We start from the raw sequence: 15967 nt of genomic DNA, 5'->3' as shown, positions 1-15967 counted from the left end.
CAGATTTGATGACTTACGGGGGAGTAAACGAATGACCAGCATTCCGGGTATTGAGGTTGAAGCAGACCGCCCAAAACCAAACAATTTGCGAGAGATAGAGCAGCGGGGCTCAAAAAGCCCCCTACTCGTCGGTTTGCTGCTGATGCTCTTGCCTGTGAATGCTGGCGTTCTCATCTATACCGCCAAAAACTCGGCGGATGTTCGCGAGAGCCGCGAGACCATCGCCGCGCTTAAAAGGTCCATCGATGGCCTGAGGGGACAAATGGAAAAGCAGTCGCGCAACATCGCGGATAATGCCAAGGCTGACGAAGTCGCACTTATCCGCCAGGGGATGGATGGGCTGCAAAAGACTATGATGAACGAACGGCGAAACGACACAAGCGGTCTTCGCATGGGTTCAGCTTTGGTCCTTCGCGCACCCGGCAAGGAGCCAGCACAATTTTTCGCACCCCGTGCCGCCCCAGCGGAAACTCTAACTCCGGATAGCAGTCTTGCGTCGATGGCGGCCGGGGGCATTGCAGTCAACGACCTGCCGCGTTACGAACGAACACTCTCGCCGGAAGGCCAGCTCATCCTTCGGAAGGCACGGTAAAACAACGACTTCACCCAAAGAACGTCGCATCACACGTGCTTCATGTGACGTGCTTTAGGTCTTTGTGTTCCGTATGTCCTGTCGCGAAACCGCTGCACAATTTTGCGCGACATGTTTAAAGCAGTCGCTGGACGCAGCCAGAGGCGCCGCGCCGATGCTCGCAACGCGGCAAGGGCACTCTCGTCTCGATGCAGATCGCTGAAAGCCCTATCACCGCTGAGCGTAATTCACGCTGTTCTTCATCAATTCGAGATTACGGGCAGTGACTTCGTTTCCGGGATCAAGCTCATAGGCTTTCAGGAAATACCGTCTGGCAGTGCGCAAGTCACCGCGCAACAGGTGAGAATATCCAATATTGTTGTAGTAGACCGGGGTGTTGCCGATCATGCGCGAGAGTTGCTGATAGGCGCGGTCTGATGTATCGAAGCGGGCAACCATGTCGGCGGAGGCTGCCAAGCCTAGCCAGGCGGCCGGATCTTCCGGAAAAACGTCAACCGCTCGCTTGTAAATGGCGTAAGATTTTCCGTAGTTCTTTTCCTGAAACTGCAGTTTGCCGGTCGTTATCAACTCGTCGTTCTTATAGAAGGCGACGGCTGAGTCATCCTCGAGGGTCTTTGCGCTGTCGCCATAAGCAGCCAGACCATCAAAGCTGGACGACTGGCAACCAGCTAAGATCACGCCAGTCGCTATCAAAAACGCAATGCATTTAGTCCCAGCTCTGATTTGCAACATTGGCAACTTGATCCCCCATCAGACATTCTTACCCAACATTCGGATGCGTTCACCGGAAATCATCGTAAAAAAAAGCTAACAACTCAAGAATTTGAGCAAATAGTCGCAAAAAAGCGACAGATACCGTCCTCGCGCGGAACGCGCCAAGGTGATAAACGCCAACTATCCAAAGTTGGTATCGTGTCCCCAGTGATTCTCAGAGTAGAAAATTAATCAACGTCGCCTACCCTGCTCGTCAGATCAAAGGATGGAACGCTGTATGCGGATCGCTATTTCCACGCTGATGCGACTTGCGCCATCACTGGCCTACGCGATAGCATCGATCTTCGTTCTCAGCATACCACTGTTGGAAAGCCACCCATCAAGTGCGTCCGCCTGGTGGCTGCATATGACGATACTTCCGGTCATGCGCGAGCCCATCTATCTGCTTTTGGCGGTACCCGGCGTTGGAATATGGAGCGCTACGGTCCTGTTGATGCTCGCATCGATTTTCGGGATTCGAGTGGCCCTGCAGCCGCAAAGACACCACCGGTCTGGATTCATCCATGCGCATATCGCGCTGATTGCGACCGGTCTAACTATGGGGCAGGCAGCAGTTGCGCAAGCCGGCCTTTCCAACTTGGCGATGCCTCAGTTTCAGCAAGGCGACTGGTCGTTCCTGCCGCTATCCCACTCACCGCTTGGGACCTTCCTTTTCATGTCCGTATTTTCGGCCTGCATTTGCTGCCATTTAACAATCATCAATCGTATAAAATCGGCGTAATAACAAAGAGGGCGAACCGCCCCCGCCTGATCCTGGATGTGACTGGCACTTGCGACGTCATTGAGCGCAATTGGCTGATTTCGACGTGCCCAAGCGGTCCGCGAGGATGAGGTTCGCGGGAACATTGCGGGAATTTGTTGCGGCTAGCCAGCGCTCAGTCGAAAAATACGTCTTGGTCCTCTCCTGCGAACCTGACGTCGCCTTAAGACCAAGAACAAAATTGAAGTTATTGTCGCCCCCGGCTTCGCGCGTGAAGCTGAGATAAGAGCCGAACCGTTCGTATTCGACATTTCGAAGGTTTTGGATCGACGCAAGAGTATCCTCGAAATCATGCCAGCACGCCTGCTTCACAATGATCTCGAAAATGCGCAGGATGGCCGGGGCGAGACGCCCCTGGGCGTCTGTCGTCGGCCCAATGATCTTGGCGCGGATCTCAAGAATATTGCCCATTTCATCTCCACGAACCTTAAGGAAGGTTGAACTGATGGGACGCACCTCGTCCCGTTCGTAGATGCGCTGAAAATAACATTCATAGCTGCGATTGCGCATCGACGCGGCTTTCCACTCGCTCATCTCAATGCCGGCCTCTCGAAGAGCGCCGCACATATTCCGCCCCGAGACGCGCCACACCCGCATAAACTGACTTGCCAGCTCCAGCTTCGGGACTTCGATCAGCAGCAGCGATATCGACGTCGACGGGAGAGGAGAAGGAACCGCCGGATCCGGGCGGACGGCTATGCGAGATGATTGTGCAGCCTTATCGAGAGCGCGATTTTCAACGCGCCCGAGATCTTCGCGGTCGTGGATTTCATGGTAAAAAACAACGATGCCTGCAAGAAGCAAAATTGATATCAAAAGCCCTGGCCAAAAGAGGGACCAGCGGTTCCTCGGCATTGCGAAAATCCGCTGCCAACGCGAACTTTCGCGAGGAGGATCGACTGCTGATGGCACTTTATCCACGGCGCGACCTCACAAGCAAATAGGAGCGGCTGCGAGTTCGAACTCAATCAATCTCGATCCTATGTGCGATCAACCGGTGTCGGTCGGGGCGCGGACCAAGCAACCCTGCTGACGCCTCCCTCTGAGATGAGCAACGGATGCGAAAAACGGTACAGTCTGTCCGACTCACCTTCAACGCTGTAACTGTGAAGTCGCGTGTGTGGAGCGTCAAGCAACAACCCCAGTGGACAGCGTTCGCTCCCTACAATTGAGGTGGAAAAGCGGACTGGCGGCTCTAAAGACAATCACATCCGCTGGACAAGCGTGCGTGAAGATATTGTCATTGCACATTCGCGTCCCGTTATATTGTCGCAGGACCTGAATCTACACCTGTCGGGAATGACTATTTTCCGTTCGTATTTCCTGATTCTTTTGTGGCTGCCTTTAGCACGCCTTCCTGCAAATCCGCCTCGTCGGCAAGAATGGCGACGGTCTCGTCGAGCAAGACGTCTTTTGCATTCTTGCGGGCATTCTCGATGGCAATATCAGCGCTCAGGCTGCGCTCGCCTGCCTCCAGGCCATCATCTCCAAGATCCTCGCCATCCCCTGCTTCCGCTCGATCCTTGAACCGTTTCTCGCGAGCAGCCGCTTCTTTGCGACGTTCGGCCTCATTGAGGGAAACAATCCCTTTCTCGCGCTGCGCCTTCAGGTCGGCAATGTCTTTTAGCAGGCGTTGGAAGTCCGGATTGCTCTCAATCCGCGCATCATGGCGGCTTTGCAATGTCGGCAGCAACGTCGTGATCGTGTCGGCGGGCGTGTAGTTCGCGGGCTTGATCTGCGCCCACGGCAGGGCATTGTCATAACTGGTCTCGCCGAAGCTTGTCGGATCGGAAAGTCCGGGCAAGCTGATATCAGGCGTCACGCCGTGCAACTGCGTCGTACCACCGTCGACCCGGAAAAACTGGGCAATTGTCACCTTTAGCTCCCCGAACTCCGGTTTGCTGTTGCGAACAATCTGGTCAAGATCGACGACGGTTTGAACGGTGCCTTTCCCGAAACTAGGTTCGCCGACGATCACGCCTCGACCATAGTCCTGGATTGCCGCGGCAAAGATCTCCGAAGCCGAGGCCGAGCCGCGATTGATCAGGACACCCATCGGGCCTGTCCAGACAGGCGCTGCAAGCTCAGCACTTTTGACCTCGATCTTGCCGTCGCTGCCACGTTGCTGAACGACCGGTCCATTGCCGATGAAGAGACCGGTCAAATCAATCGCCTCGTCCAATGAGCCGCCGCCATTGTTGCGCAGATCAATGAGAACGCTGTCGACCTTTTCTTCCTTCAGTTCGTCGAGAAGCTTGGCGACATCGCGGCTTGCGCTTTTGTAATCCTGGTCTCCTTTGCGCTTGGCTTCAAAATCCTCATAGAATACCGGCAGCGTGATGATCCCGATTTTACGCGTGGCGTCGCCCGCCTTCACGGACAGCACAGTCTTCCTGGCAGCCTGCTTGTCGAGACTGATTTTATCGCGCACCAGGCTAATGACGCGATGCGTGCCATCTGCTCCGGCATCTGCCGGCAGGATGTCCAGCCGCACGACGGAGTCTTTTTTTCCGCGTATCATCTGCACGACTTCATCAAGGCGCGTGCCCACCACTTCTTTGATCGCCCCATCCTTGCCTTGACCAACGCCGGTAATGCGGTCTCCGACCGCGAGCTTGCCGGACAGCTGCGCCGGCCCGCCAGGCACGAGCTCACGGATCGTCGTGTAGTCGTCGCGTTCCTGCAGCACAGCACCGATACCAAACAGCGAAAGCTTCATCGAGACATTGAAGTCGGCTGAAGCGGCGGCGCCGAAATAGTCCGTGTGCGGATCGATCGACGTTGAATAGGCGTCCATGAACGACTGGAAAACGTCGTCGCTTTTAAATTTGTAAGCGCGCTCGAGGGTGTTTTCATAACGTTTGTCGAGTGTTTCGCGAATCGCCGCGTCGTTTTTGCCGCCCAGTTTCAACCGCAACCAGTCGCTCTTGACGCGCTTGCGCCAAAGCTCATTGCTCTCGGCTTTCGACTGCGGCCACGGCGCTTTATCGCGCAGCACCGAATAATTTTCCTGCGCACTGAAATCGAAGTCCTGCTTCAGCAGGCTGCGCGCATAGTTCATGCGGTCGACAACGCGCTGTTCATAGGCGTTGAAAATCGCAAACGGGATCTTCAAGTCCTTCCGTTCTATCGCATCGTCGATCTCGCTGCGATCGGACATGAACTTGTCGATATCAGTCTGCAGGAAGAGCATGCGGTCCGGATCAAGCGACTTGATGAACTGATCCATGATCCTGGCCGACAAGGCGTCGTCAAGTGGAACGGGCTTGTAGCTATACCGCGAAAGAAATTGCGCGCTCAACTCAGCGGCTTGCGCTTGTCGCTTTAGCGGCGCCAAAACAGGCGGTGATGCGACTTCAGCATATGCGGACTGTGCAATTGCAAGAAATGCACCAAAGAAAACGTAGGCTATGCGCATTCAGCGTTGATCCAATTCTTAATGCCGAGTGTCGATGTGCGATCTATGTGACGCAATCATGGTTTTTTGGCAACCAAATGGCAAACGACATAGTTTGCAAAGTCGCGAAAACATATCCGGCGCGTGGTCGGCGTCTCCGCAGTCGGCGCTCAATCCGCCTGCACGTCTTGCCAGGAATCGAATGTCGCAGCTTGACCGCGACGGCATCCGCTGCGGTCGACGAGATCCCAGACGATGGCGTTCTCGATATAGAAACGCCGCCCTGACTTGGCAATGCGAAGTCCGCGGTAGTCGGCGATAAAGCCGTTGGCCGCCACGGTATTCAACAGCCTGTCACGTTCCGCGCGATCAGGTGCCCCCGCCGAAAGGCGCGATGGCAAAGTGATGAACTCTTCCCATGAATATTCAAAACAGGCCTGGGCGGCGCGGTTTGCGTAGATAAAGCGCGGATCGGCGGCGGTGTTGTGAGCAAGGACAACGGCCGGCGACTGGTCGTAAAGCCATTCAGCACCCCGGCCTTCCGGCGTCAGGCGGCGTCCCACGCTTCGTTCGAAGCTGTCCTCCATCAATGCGTAAAATTCGAGATCGTAAGACAAGTCGAGTCCGGCGTCGTTGTAGTTGGCAATCATGCTGCGCATCCTGGATTGCGGCGAGATGTTGAAGTGATGTTCTCGCTACAAAATCCTTTTGCGCTACAGAAAGTGCAAGCTCCAAATGCGACGCGGTCAAGCTGGCGACCGGGACTTCAGGCGTCATCCTGGAGGTAGCGTTCCGCGAGCCTTGCCCACATGGCTGCGCCAACCGTCAGGCTGGCATCGGCGAAATCATATTTGGGGCTATGCAGGATGGCGGAATTCATGCCGTTGCCGAGACGCAGGAAGCTGCCCGGCTTGTGCTCGAGAAAGTGCGAGAAATCCTCGCTGCCGGGAATGAGCGGGCAGGTCGCGACCTTGTCTTCGCCGATCAGTTCCGCCGCAACGATCCGGGCAAAATCTGTCTCATCAGGCGAATTGACGACGACAGGATTGCCGCGATCGTAGTCGATCTCGATCGAAGCATTGTGCCCTTCTGCCACCGAGCGGGCGAGCTTGGTGATGCGTTCCTGCAGGAGGTCGCGAATGCCGGGCTCGAAGGAGCGCACGCTCAATGCGAGCTTGGCATACTCAGGAATGACGTTGACTGCATCGCCGGCATGGATCGTGCCGACGGTAATGACCGCGGTCTGGGTCGGGTCGAGGTTGCGCGAGATGATCGTCTGCAGCGAGACGACGAGGTTGCACGCCACGACCACGGGATCGACGGTCAGGTGTGGCCGCGAGGCATGGCCGCCTTTGCCCTTGATGGTAATCTCGACGGTATCCGACGCCGCCATCATCGGACCGGATCGCAGCAGAATGGTGCCTTCCGGAGCACCGGGGTGGTTGTGGAGGCCAAAGATTGCGTCGAACGGAAACCGGTCGAACAGGCCGTCGGCAATCATCGCCTGAGCGCCGCTATTCTTGCCCGCCTCTTCCGCGGGCTGGAAGATCAGCGTCACCGTGCCGTTGAAGCGGCGGGTACGGGCGAGATAGTCGGCCGCGCCGAGCAGCACGGTCGTGTGGCCGTCATGGCCGCAGGCATGCATCTTGCCGGGGGTGCCGCTGGCATAGGCAAGTCCGGTTTCTTCAGCGATCGGCAGCGCATCCATATCGGCGCGGATGGCGATGCCCTTGCTGCCCTTGCCGGCGCTGAGGCGAGCGACAACGCCGTGACCGCCGACATTGCGGGTCACGTCATAACCCCAGCCTTCCAGCTTTTCCGCGACAAAACGCGCCGTTTCCGCTTCTTCGAAGGAAAGTTCCGGATGGGCATGCAGGTGCTGGCGGGTCGCCTTCAGCTCCGCCTCCATGGCTTCGAAATCGGAAAGGCGGGCATAGGCATTGTCGAGCGTGGGCATGAAAACATCCAGTTTTGATCGAAAAGGGCATGGCTCCGGCCCGACGGTCGAAGCAGCGAGCTGACACCGGTCAGAGAAAACGGGCGAGAAAAGCCTGGGTCCGGGGATGTTGCGGATTGCCGATGACATCCTCGGGCTTGCCCATTTCGACGACATTGCCGCCGTCCATGAACACGACCCGATCGGCCGCCTCACGGGCGAAACCGATCTCGTGGGTCACGACGATCATCGTGAGGCCCTGTTTGGCGAGATCGCGCATGGTGGCCAGCACTTCGCCGACGAGTTCTGGGTCGAGCGCAGATGTCGGCTCGTCGAACAGCATCAGCTTCGGTTTGATCGCCAGGGCGCGGGCGATGGCGACGCGCTGCTGCTGACCGCCGGAGAGCTGGCGGGGATAGCTCCCCGCCTTTTCCGACAGGCCCACCCGCTCCAAAAGCCGCATCGCGTTCTCGGTCGCGGCCTTGCGATTTTCTCCGTGCACGCCGATCGGGGCCTCGACGATATTTTGCAGCACCGTCATATGCGGGTAGAGATTGAACTGCTGGAACACCATGCCGATCTTGCGCCGCTGGCTGGCGATCTTGTTGCTGGACAGCTTTTCCAGCCGGTCCTTGCGGAGGCGATAGCCGATCTGCTCGCCATCGACTTCGATGAACCCCTTATTAATCGCTTCGAGATGGTTGATGCAGCGCAGGAAGGTCGACTTTCCCGACCCGGACGGGCCAAGCACCACGACGACTTCACCCGGCATGACGTCGAGGTCGATCCCTTTCAGCACTTCGAGCTGGTCGAAGGACTTGTGGACGTTGCGGGCTCTGACGAGAGGCTTTGCAATTTCGGCACCGGTCAATGGCTTGCCTCCTCGGCAAGGGTCTCGGATTTGGCGGCAGCGGCATTGTTGCGCCGCTCGCTACGGCCGTAATAGGCTTCGATATAGCTCTGGCCGAGATTGAGGATGGAAGTGATGAAGAGGTACCAGAGGACCGCGACCAGTAGCATCGGCACGATCTCGAAGGTGCGATTATAGATCGACTGGACGGAATAGAGCAGATCGGCCATGGCGATGACGCTGACGAGCGAGGTTGCCTTGATCATGCTGATCAACTGGTTGCCCGTTGGCGGCACGATCGAGCGCATCGCCTGCGGAATGATGATCCGCCACAGCGCCCTCGCCTTGGTCATGCCGAACGCTTCCGCCGTCTCGAACTGGCCGCGATCGACCGAGAGCAGGCCGCCGCGAATGATTTCGGCCATGTAGGCCGCTTCGTTCAAGGCGAGGCCGACGATTGCCGCCGTCATCGGCGTGATCACCGAATTGGTCTCCCAGCTGGCGAGCGTCGGGCCGAACGGAATGGTAATCGAAAGTTCGGGAAAGAGGGTCGAGAGATTGTACCAGAAGATCAACTGTACCAGGAGCGGCGTGCCGCGAAAGAACCAGATGAACAGCGATGCTAGCGACCGAGCGAGCCGGTCATTCGACAGCCGGGCGATCGCCAGTCCGAGGCCGAGCACGATGCCGATGGCCATCGCGACCACTGTCAGGCCCAGGCTGACGTAAAGGCCGTTGATAACAGTCGGATCGAAGAAATAAGCCGCGACGACAGGCCAGCCGAAATTCTCGTTATGGGCGACGATCCACAGGAAGTTCGCAGCAATCAGGAGCACGACCACCCACAAGAGGAGCCGACCCGTTTGAAAGGGCTTGTGGGCATGAGCAACATCGCGGAAGTCCGCACCGCCAGACGACGATGCGGCAGTCGTGCGGTCATTGCTCATTTCGGCAGAGCTCCACCAAGATTGAGACCGGGCTGCTTGATCATGTTGTTCTCAAGACCCCACTTCTTCATGATGGCGGCATAGGCGCCGTTATCCATCAACGCCTTGATCGAGTCGAGCAGAACGGGGCCGAGCGGCGAGCCCTTCGGCACGACGGCGCCCTGATAGAGGTCGTCGAAGCCATTCTTTTGGCCGACGCCGCTCAGTTCCAACTGGCCGTTTGCCTGAGACACGAAATAGGTCAGCGGCGCCTGCGAGGAGAAGAAGGCATCGGCGCGTTTGGAGCGGACCGCCAGGATCGAGCTCGGCTGGTCGGTATAGGACTGCACTTCGAGTGCAGGCTTGCCGTCCGTCTTGCACTTTTCGACCTGGGCCTGGATCACCTTTTCGGCGGAGCCGCCGGCCATGACGGCAATGCGATTGCCGCAGGCGCTGTCGAGCGAAGCGATGGCCCTCGGATTGCCCTTCTGAACGGAGAAGACCACGTATTCCTGAACCCAATCGACGAAATCGTTGGCCTCTTCACGGGTTTTGAAGTCACCGATCGGGCCGAAGGCGAACTGGTATCGGCCGGAATTGATGCCGGCGAGCAATGCGGTCAGTCCACTGACGGTTTCGTGCTCGATCTCGACGCCGAGCATCTGGCCGATCGCATCAGTCAGGTCGGCGCTGGCGCCGGTCAGTTTCGTGCCGGTGACGATCTCATAGGGAGGAAAGGAACCGTTGTTGACGGAGACCATCTTGCCGTCCGTGCGGATCTTCTCCGGCAGGCGGGCGCGAAGCGCGTCGTTGACGGTCTGTTTTGGCACGGCCGTTTCCTCAGCGAAGACCGACGTCGTCATCATCAGACCCAGCAGGGCGGCGGAAGCGATCAGTTTCGAATGCATGTCATTCCCCTTTTTTTGGTTTGCAAAAATGGTGATTCAACGATGAGGCCTGCGAAGAGTTTCCCCTGGCCTTGGTCATCGCGCCTCGGCGTGCCACGGAAACAACTCGGCGGGCGTCAGAAGGCGCGGCATGATTTTCTGTTCGTAAAGTTCTTCGGCAAAATCGGCGATCATTGCCTCGTTCTGGGGAAGCCCGCTGATGTTCCAGCTTGGCGGCAGGTCGGCCGCGCAGCGGCGCAGTTCGTCGATCATCCAGGGCGTGGTGTCGGCGTATTTCTCACGCTTTTCCAGCCACAGACGCTGGGACTCGTCGATCAGCTCGCTGAGTTCATCCATGATCCAGGGATGCTCCTGGACGATATCAGCCTTGAAGCCGATCAGATGCATGCCTGGGACATAACCAACCTCATTGAGGTAAGTGACTTCAGCGGCGCGAAAATCATCCAGCACCTGGCGGAGCGGCGATTCCTGATCGAAGAAACCCTTCGGCATGAAAGGCGTGAACACGGCATCGAGCCCGCCATCCAGCAAAAGATCGACCATCGGGCGCTCGCCGGGAGCAGCCTCGATGCGGCCGGGCCGTCCGAAACCATCGAGCCGGTCGGCGATCGGATGAGCTTCCGTCAGGCGCCCGGCATACCACATGGCATCCTCGACGCCGACACCTTCCCGGCGCAAAGCGGCACGGGTCCAGATATTTCCGGAATCGCGCCAGCCGGTCACGCCGATATTCTTGCCGGCCAGATCAGACAGCGTGCGGATCGGACTGTCCTTGGTGGTGATGATGCAGCGATGGCGGAAGCCGCGCATGATGAAGTTCGGCATGCCGACGATCCGATCATCGCCATCATGACGCATCTGCGAATAGCGGCTGAAGGACAGTTCCGCGGCGTCATGCGCCGCATCATCGGCGAGGCTGGAGACCAGCGTGCTCACGCGATCCACTTTGATATCGAGACGGGTAGAACTGACGTCACCGAGCACAAGCGGTGTCATGTAATCCCAGTCTCGAAGGGCGATGCGAAGCGTCACAGGCATGCAAAAACTCACTGAAATGGCTCGACGAGGGGCAAATTAAATGTTCAAAATAGAGAGCACAAATGTTATTACGTTATTGAACATTTAAAGTGAGAAAAAAATGGGCGACACAGTCGAAGCCTCCTGGTTTGCCGAAAAAATAGCCGACCGCAGCATCCGGGGGATCGCTCTCGAAACGAGCGCGCTGATCCGTGCCGGCGTCCTGCCGATTGGGACGCGCCTGCCGGCGATCCGCGATATCGCTTACGAATTGCATGTCAGTCCGGCGACGATCTCCGAAGCCTGGAGCGATTTGCGGCGGCAGAAGATCATCAGCGGCCGGGGACGCAACGGCACCTGGGTCAGTGGCGACCGCTTTGTCGCCAAGCCGGAACGCCTCGCCAGCTCGGGAAACTATAGGGCAGGTGTGCTCGACCTTACCTTGGCCGGGCCGGATGCAGCACTTCTTCCGCGCCTGGCCGAAGCAATGGCCTATGGTGCGTCCGTCGATGACCTCAACAGCTATGAGCGCAGCCGGATCGTGCCTGAGTTGAAGGACGCCGTTTCAGAGCGATGGCCCTATGAGGCGGAAGCCTTTCTGGCCACCAATGGCGGTTACAACGCCGTCTATACGATATTGCATGCGCTGGTCTCCCCGGGCTCCTCGGTCGCGATCGAACATCCCACAGCCATGCGACTGCTCGATATTCTGGAAGATCTCGGCGTGAAAATCATCCCTGTTGCCTGCGACGGCGACGGCCCCCTGCCGGCTTCGCTCAGCGAGGCATTGCGGCAACGTCCGGCGGCTTTTCTGTTCCAGCCGCGGCTGCATTCGGTGACCGGCGTTACGGTCAGTTCATCCCGCCTCGATCAGCTCGGCGATGTGCTGGAAGACAGCGATACGCTTATCATCGAGGACGACGGCGTCGGTGACGTGTCGACGGCGGCTCCGCAGTCGCTCGGCGGCCGATTTGCGGAGCGGACGATCCATATCCTGTCACTCTCGAAAAGCCTCGGCCCGGATCTGCGTCTCGCGGTCCTGTCGAGTTCCGCGCCAATCGTCGACCAGATCCAGTCTTACCGTTCCTTCAGCGCCGGCTGGACCAGCCGTATCCTGCAAGGTGCCGCCGCCTGGCTATTGCGCGATCCGGCAACCTGGCAGCTTATCGGCGAGGCGCGCGCGATCTATCAGCAGAGGCGGGACGCTCTTGCCGATGCCCTCAGCGAACGGGGAATACCCATACCGGCTGGCCAGGGCCTGTGCCTCTGGGTGCCCGTCGTCTCCGAACCATTCGCGATGGTGACGCTCGCCGCCCGCAATATTGCCGTCAATCCGGGCAGCAAATTCTCCGTCTTGCCAAGCAGTCATATTCGAGTGGCGACCAGCACGCTCAGCCATCGCTGTGAGGAAGCCGCCGATGCGATCGCGCTGGCTCATACGCCGTGAAAGGCGGGGACCGCAGCCCATGTCTCTGATCCCCAGCCATTCCGCGCAGGTCCGGAACTACTTTCCATCAAGCCACTCCTGCAGCTCTGCCTCCGCCCGCTCCAGGGCGCTGTAGTTCAGGAGTTTGCGCAGGAAAGCGACGGTGACGGCGCGGGCGCGCAGATTGAAGCGGCCGTCCTCGTGGTCGTCGCCGGCGCTCTGGTAGACGTCGAGCTTGTCGTAGAGCTGCTGCAGGCGGTTCTGCACGCTGCGCAGCGAAAGGCCCCGACGTTTGGCGATGGCCCGGTCGGTGAGGCCGAGGGCGATATCGACGAGGATCTCGTATTCGGAATCGGTAAAGCCGTTCGTCTGGCCGAGGCTCTTCTGCTGCAGGCCCCGCACCTCGCGGTCGATGACGCACTGGCTCTCGATGAAGATCGAACGCAGCGCAAGCTTCAACCGCTCGTCGGAGGCGGATTTCAGCACATAGCCATAGGCGGCGCCATCCGGCACGATGCGGGAGACCCCGCGCACATAGGCCTCGTCCGAATAATTCGACCAGAACAGGATGCGGGTCTCCGGCCGCTCCTTCCAGATGGTGCGCGCCGCCTCGATGCCGTTGCGGTTTGCCATCTGCAGGTCCATGACGATATGCGCCGACTTGTGGTCGCGGGCGAGCTTCTCGCCGACGGTCCCATTCTCCGCCTCGATCACCGTATCGCATTCCGGCAGGGCCGCATTAACAGCCTCGTGCAGATAGGACCGGTGCAGCGGGTCGTCCTCGACGATCAGAACCTTCATGGCGCCCTTCTCCTCAGTTTGGCCCGATTGCCGGGTCGTGCGGTGCGAGCGGCAGCACGACGCGCACTGCAGTCCCGTGATTGTTGTGGCCAGGCCCGGTCGTGAACCGCGCCGAAATCAGCCGCGCACGGGTCTTCATGTTGTCGATGCCGCCGCCGATCCGTCCCCGCGCCTTGGTGAGCCCGGTCCCGTCGTCGGAGATTTCGATCGACAGCCGCTCCTCGTCGGCCTCGAGCCGCACCGTGACGGCCAGGGGCGCGGCATGACGCACCGCATTGTTGATCGCTTCCTGGGCGATCCGAAACAGCGCGACGCTGACGGTCGGTTCCAGTCGCTCCAGTGCGCCGTGCGTCTCGTCGACAAGGCCCCATTCGATCCCCGATCCGCTGTCGCGGGTCGATCGGTCCAGATGATGTTCGATCGCTTGGGCGAGGCCGAAGAGCTGGAGCACGGAGGGTTTTGCCTGCTCGATGATCTGCCGCAGATCCTGCATGCAATGCTGCAGGGAACGGGAGATCGGCTCCAGCGTCTCGGGCGCCACCTCGCCGTGGCGCGACAGCCGATCGATCCGGCGGGCGAGCCGCGTCAGGTCGGCGAGCGTCTGGTCGTGCAGGTCCATGCCGATGCGCTGGCGTTCCTGCTCCAGGGCTTCGGTAAGCTTCAGTGCACCTTGCCGCAAGCCCTCCTCGCGGGCGCGGGCCTCTGCCTCGACAATGGCCGAGCGTTGCGCCTGCTCGGCCGCCTGCAGCGCAAAGAAATAGGGCGTCAGCAGGTCGGCGATGATGCGGGCGCGTTCGATATCCTCCATCGTATAGACGCCCGCCCGGTGCGACGAGCAGGAAAGCGCCGCGATGATCGTGCCCTGCACCTTCATCGGCACATGCAAGCGGCTCCTCAGCGACTGTTCGACGATCGGCCGCTTGAACGCGCCCTCGAAGTGGAAACGCGGGTCGGTCATGGCGTCGTCCGCCAGCAGAAAGTCCACCTCGCCCCAGAGCAGCGCGCGGATGGGGCTGTTGACAACAGGCGCACCGGCAAGCCCGCCCCAGGCGGTCTCGATGCCCGTCTCGTAGGCCGTGTGATAGTTGCCGCCCTCAAGCAGCACGCAGACATCGAGGTGGTCGTGCGGGATGATATGGGCGACCTCGGCCGCGACGGAACGGATAGCCGAGCGGAAGTCGAGCTGGCCCGCGAGCAGCCGGGAAATGCCGAGATAATGGTCGAACATGGCTGCGGGTACGAGATGCAGCATCGTCAGTTCCTCCCCGAGGCGGCAGCAGGCTCCTCAACCCGCCGCGACCCTTCGCAGTAAGCGCCCGCGGAAGCGCCGCCGTCTTGCGTAAACCCGCAGCTTGTTGCGCAAATCCCGCAAACGGATTGCCGCCTTGCCCCTGTACAGGCCGATCGATCTCCCGCATCCTGCCCTTACTGAGAGGAGGAAGCTCAGTGCAAGAACAATTTTCACTCGGACCCAATTGGGCCGGCAGGAGTGAAGCGATCCGCCGACCAGCGCGATCATCAGGGAGGAAGACATGACAATCCGTAAGATGCTTCTGGCATCGGCCGCTATTGCTTGCGCCGCGATGCCCGTTTCCGCCTTCGCCGAGACATCGGCCAAGAAAATCGCCCTTTCCAACAACTATGCCGGCAACTCATGGCGCCAGGCCATGCTGACGAGTTGGGGCAAGGTGACGGGGGAAGCCGTGAAGGCCGGCACCGTTGCCGCAGCCGACCCTTTCACCACCGCCGAGAACCAGGCGACGGAACAGGCCGCGCAGATCCAGAACATGATCCTGCAGGGTTATGACGCCATTGTGCTGAACGCCGCCTCGCCGACGGCGCTGAACGGTGCGGTCAAGGAAGCCTGCGATGCCGGCATCACCGTCGTGTCCTTCGACGGTATCGTCACCGAACCCTGCGCCTGGCGTATCGCCGTCAACTTCAAGGAAATGGGCCGCAGTGAGGTCGAGTACTTGTCGAAGAAACTTCCGGACGGCGGCAACCTGCTCGAGATCCGCGGCCTTGCCGGTGTCTTCGTCGATGACGAAATCTCGGCCGGCATCCATGAGGGTGTCAAGCAGTTCCCGCAGTTCAAGATTGTCGGCTCCGTTCACGGCGACTGGGCGCAGGACGTGGCGCAGAAGGCTGTTGCCGGTATCCTGCCCAGCCTGCCCGACATCGCCGGCGTGGTAACGCAGGGCGGCGACGGCTATGGCGCCGCACAGGCGATTGCCGCAACCGACCGGAAGATGCCGATCATTATCATGGGCAACCGCGAGGACGAACTGAAGTGGTGGAAGGAGCAGAAGGACGCGAAGAGTTACGAGACCATGTCCGTATCCATCGCGCCAGGCGTCTCCACACTCGCTTTCTGGGTGGCACAGCAGATCCTCGACGGCAAGGAAGTCAAGAAGGACCTCGTCGTGCCCTTCCTGCGCATCGACCAGGACAATCTCGAAACCAACCTCGCCAATACCCAGGCCGGCGGCGTCGCCAACGTGGAATACACGCAGGCAGACGCAATCAAGGTCATCGAGTCGGCAAAGTAATTCTCCCGGCGACTGCCGCGCGGCCGCAGAA

The 15967-nt window shown here is 59.4% G+C and carries 15 protein-coding genes; 4 read left to right on the top strand and 11 right to left on the bottom strand.

Annotated elements, in window-relative coordinates:
• The first annotated feature begins 31 nt into the window (after window positions 1-31).
• A complete protein-coding gene (locus J3P73_RS26050; RefSeq protein ID WP_130665673.1) occupies window positions 32-592 on the top strand; it encodes a hypothetical protein in 561 nt (186 codons plus the stop codon).
• Window positions 593-802: 210 nt separating this feature from the next.
• Here the strand turns inward: J3P73_RS26050 and J3P73_RS26045 are convergent, their stop codons facing one another.
• A complete protein-coding gene (locus J3P73_RS26045; protein ID WP_130665674.1) occupies window positions 803-1324 on the bottom strand; it encodes a tetratricopeptide repeat protein in 522 nt (173 codons plus the stop codon).
• A 259-nt stretch (window positions 1325-1583) separates the two neighbouring features.
• Here J3P73_RS26045 and J3P73_RS26040 point away from each other — a divergent pair, with 259 nt between their 5' ends.
• Window positions 1584-2087: a hypothetical protein gene (locus J3P73_RS26040; RefSeq protein ID WP_130665675.1), complete on the top strand. Its 504-nt coding sequence runs from the start codon at window positions 1584-1586 to the stop codon at window positions 2085-2087.
• Between the two features lie 57 nt (window positions 2088-2144).
• Here the strand turns inward: J3P73_RS26040 and J3P73_RS26035 are convergent, their stop codons facing one another.
• From J3P73_RS26035 to J3P73_RS26000, 8 genes are all read right to left on the bottom strand, one after another.
• Window positions 2145-2981, bottom strand: a complete 837-nt coding sequence (locus tag J3P73_RS26035) for a DUF6030 family protein (RefSeq protein WP_168275482.1) — start codon at window positions 2979-2981, stop codon at window positions 2145-2147.
• 448 nt (window positions 2982-3429) lie between these two features.
• The gene (locus tag J3P73_RS26030) at window positions 3430-5544 is read right to left on the bottom strand and encodes a carboxy terminal-processing peptidase (protein ID WP_130818212.1); all 2115 of its coding nucleotides are present in this window, start codon (window positions 5542-5544) and stop codon (window positions 3430-3432) included.
• 149 nt (window positions 5545-5693) lie between these two features.
• Window positions 5694-6173 (bottom strand): MEKHLA domain-containing protein, encoded by a 480-nt coding sequence (locus tag J3P73_RS26025; RefSeq protein WP_130665677.1) that lies wholly within the window; start codon window positions 6171-6173, stop codon window positions 5694-5696.
• A 116-nt stretch (window positions 6174-6289) separates the two neighbouring features.
• Complete coding sequence (locus J3P73_RS26020; protein WP_130673711.1) at window positions 6290-7480, bottom strand: M20 aminoacylase family protein; 1191 nt, start codon at window positions 7478-7480, stop codon at window positions 6290-6292.
• Window positions 7481-7550: 70 nt separating this feature from the next.
• Window positions 7551-8330 (bottom strand): amino acid ABC transporter ATP-binding protein, encoded by a 780-nt coding sequence (locus J3P73_RS26015; protein WP_024321502.1) that lies wholly within the window; start codon window positions 8328-8330, stop codon window positions 7551-7553.
• Entirely contained in the window at window positions 8327-9256 is a 930-nt protein-coding gene (locus tag J3P73_RS26010) for an amino acid ABC transporter permease (RefSeq protein WP_027688055.1), read from the bottom strand. The genes J3P73_RS26015 and J3P73_RS26010 overlap by 4 nt, the downstream gene beginning before the upstream one ends.
• On the bottom strand, window positions 9253-10143 hold the full coding sequence (locus J3P73_RS26005; protein ID WP_130665679.1) for an ABC transporter substrate-binding protein: 891 nt from the start codon (window positions 10141-10143) through the stop codon (window positions 9253-9255). The genes J3P73_RS26010 and J3P73_RS26005 overlap by 4 nt, the downstream gene beginning before the upstream one ends.
• A gap of 75 nt (window positions 10144-10218) precedes the next feature.
• Entirely contained in the window at window positions 10219-11181 is a 963-nt protein-coding gene (locus tag J3P73_RS26000) for a substrate-binding domain-containing protein (RefSeq protein ID WP_130665680.1), read from the bottom strand.
• A gap of 100 nt (window positions 11182-11281) precedes the next feature.
• Between J3P73_RS26000 and J3P73_RS25995 the strand changes: the two genes are divergently transcribed.
• Window positions 11282-12607, top strand: coding sequence for an aminotransferase-like domain-containing protein (locus tag J3P73_RS25995; RefSeq protein WP_207580032.1), 1326 nt, complete (start codon window positions 11282-11284; stop codon window positions 12605-12607).
• Between the two features lie 57 nt (window positions 12608-12664).
• Here J3P73_RS25995 and J3P73_RS25990 read toward each other — a convergent pair whose 3' ends face one another.
• Window positions 12665-13387, bottom strand: a complete 723-nt coding sequence (locus J3P73_RS25990; protein ID WP_008536437.1) for a response regulator transcription factor — start codon at window positions 13385-13387, stop codon at window positions 12665-12667.
• Window positions 13388-13400: 13 nt separating this feature from the next.
• The gene (locus J3P73_RS25985) at window positions 13401-14639 is read right to left on the bottom strand and encodes a GAF domain-containing sensor histidine kinase (protein ID WP_024321507.1); all 1239 of its coding nucleotides are present in this window, start codon (window positions 14637-14639) and stop codon (window positions 13401-13403) included.
• 280 nt (window positions 14640-14919) lie between these two features.
• Between J3P73_RS25985 and J3P73_RS25980 the strand changes: the two genes are divergently transcribed.
• Window positions 14920-15936: an ABC transporter substrate-binding protein gene (locus J3P73_RS25980; RefSeq protein ID WP_024321508.1), complete on the top strand. Its 1017-nt coding sequence runs from the start codon at window positions 14920-14922 to the stop codon at window positions 15934-15936.
• Window positions 15937-15967: the final 31 nt, after the last annotated feature.

It is taken from the genome of Rhizobium ruizarguesonis, from assembly GCF_017357285.1.
Classification (GTDB): Bacteria; Pseudomonadota; Alphaproteobacteria; order Rhizobiales; family Rhizobiaceae; genus Rhizobium; species Rhizobium ruizarguesonis.
Note: the sequence above shows the minus strand (reverse complement) of the source record. Positions and strands in the feature narration are given on the sequence as shown.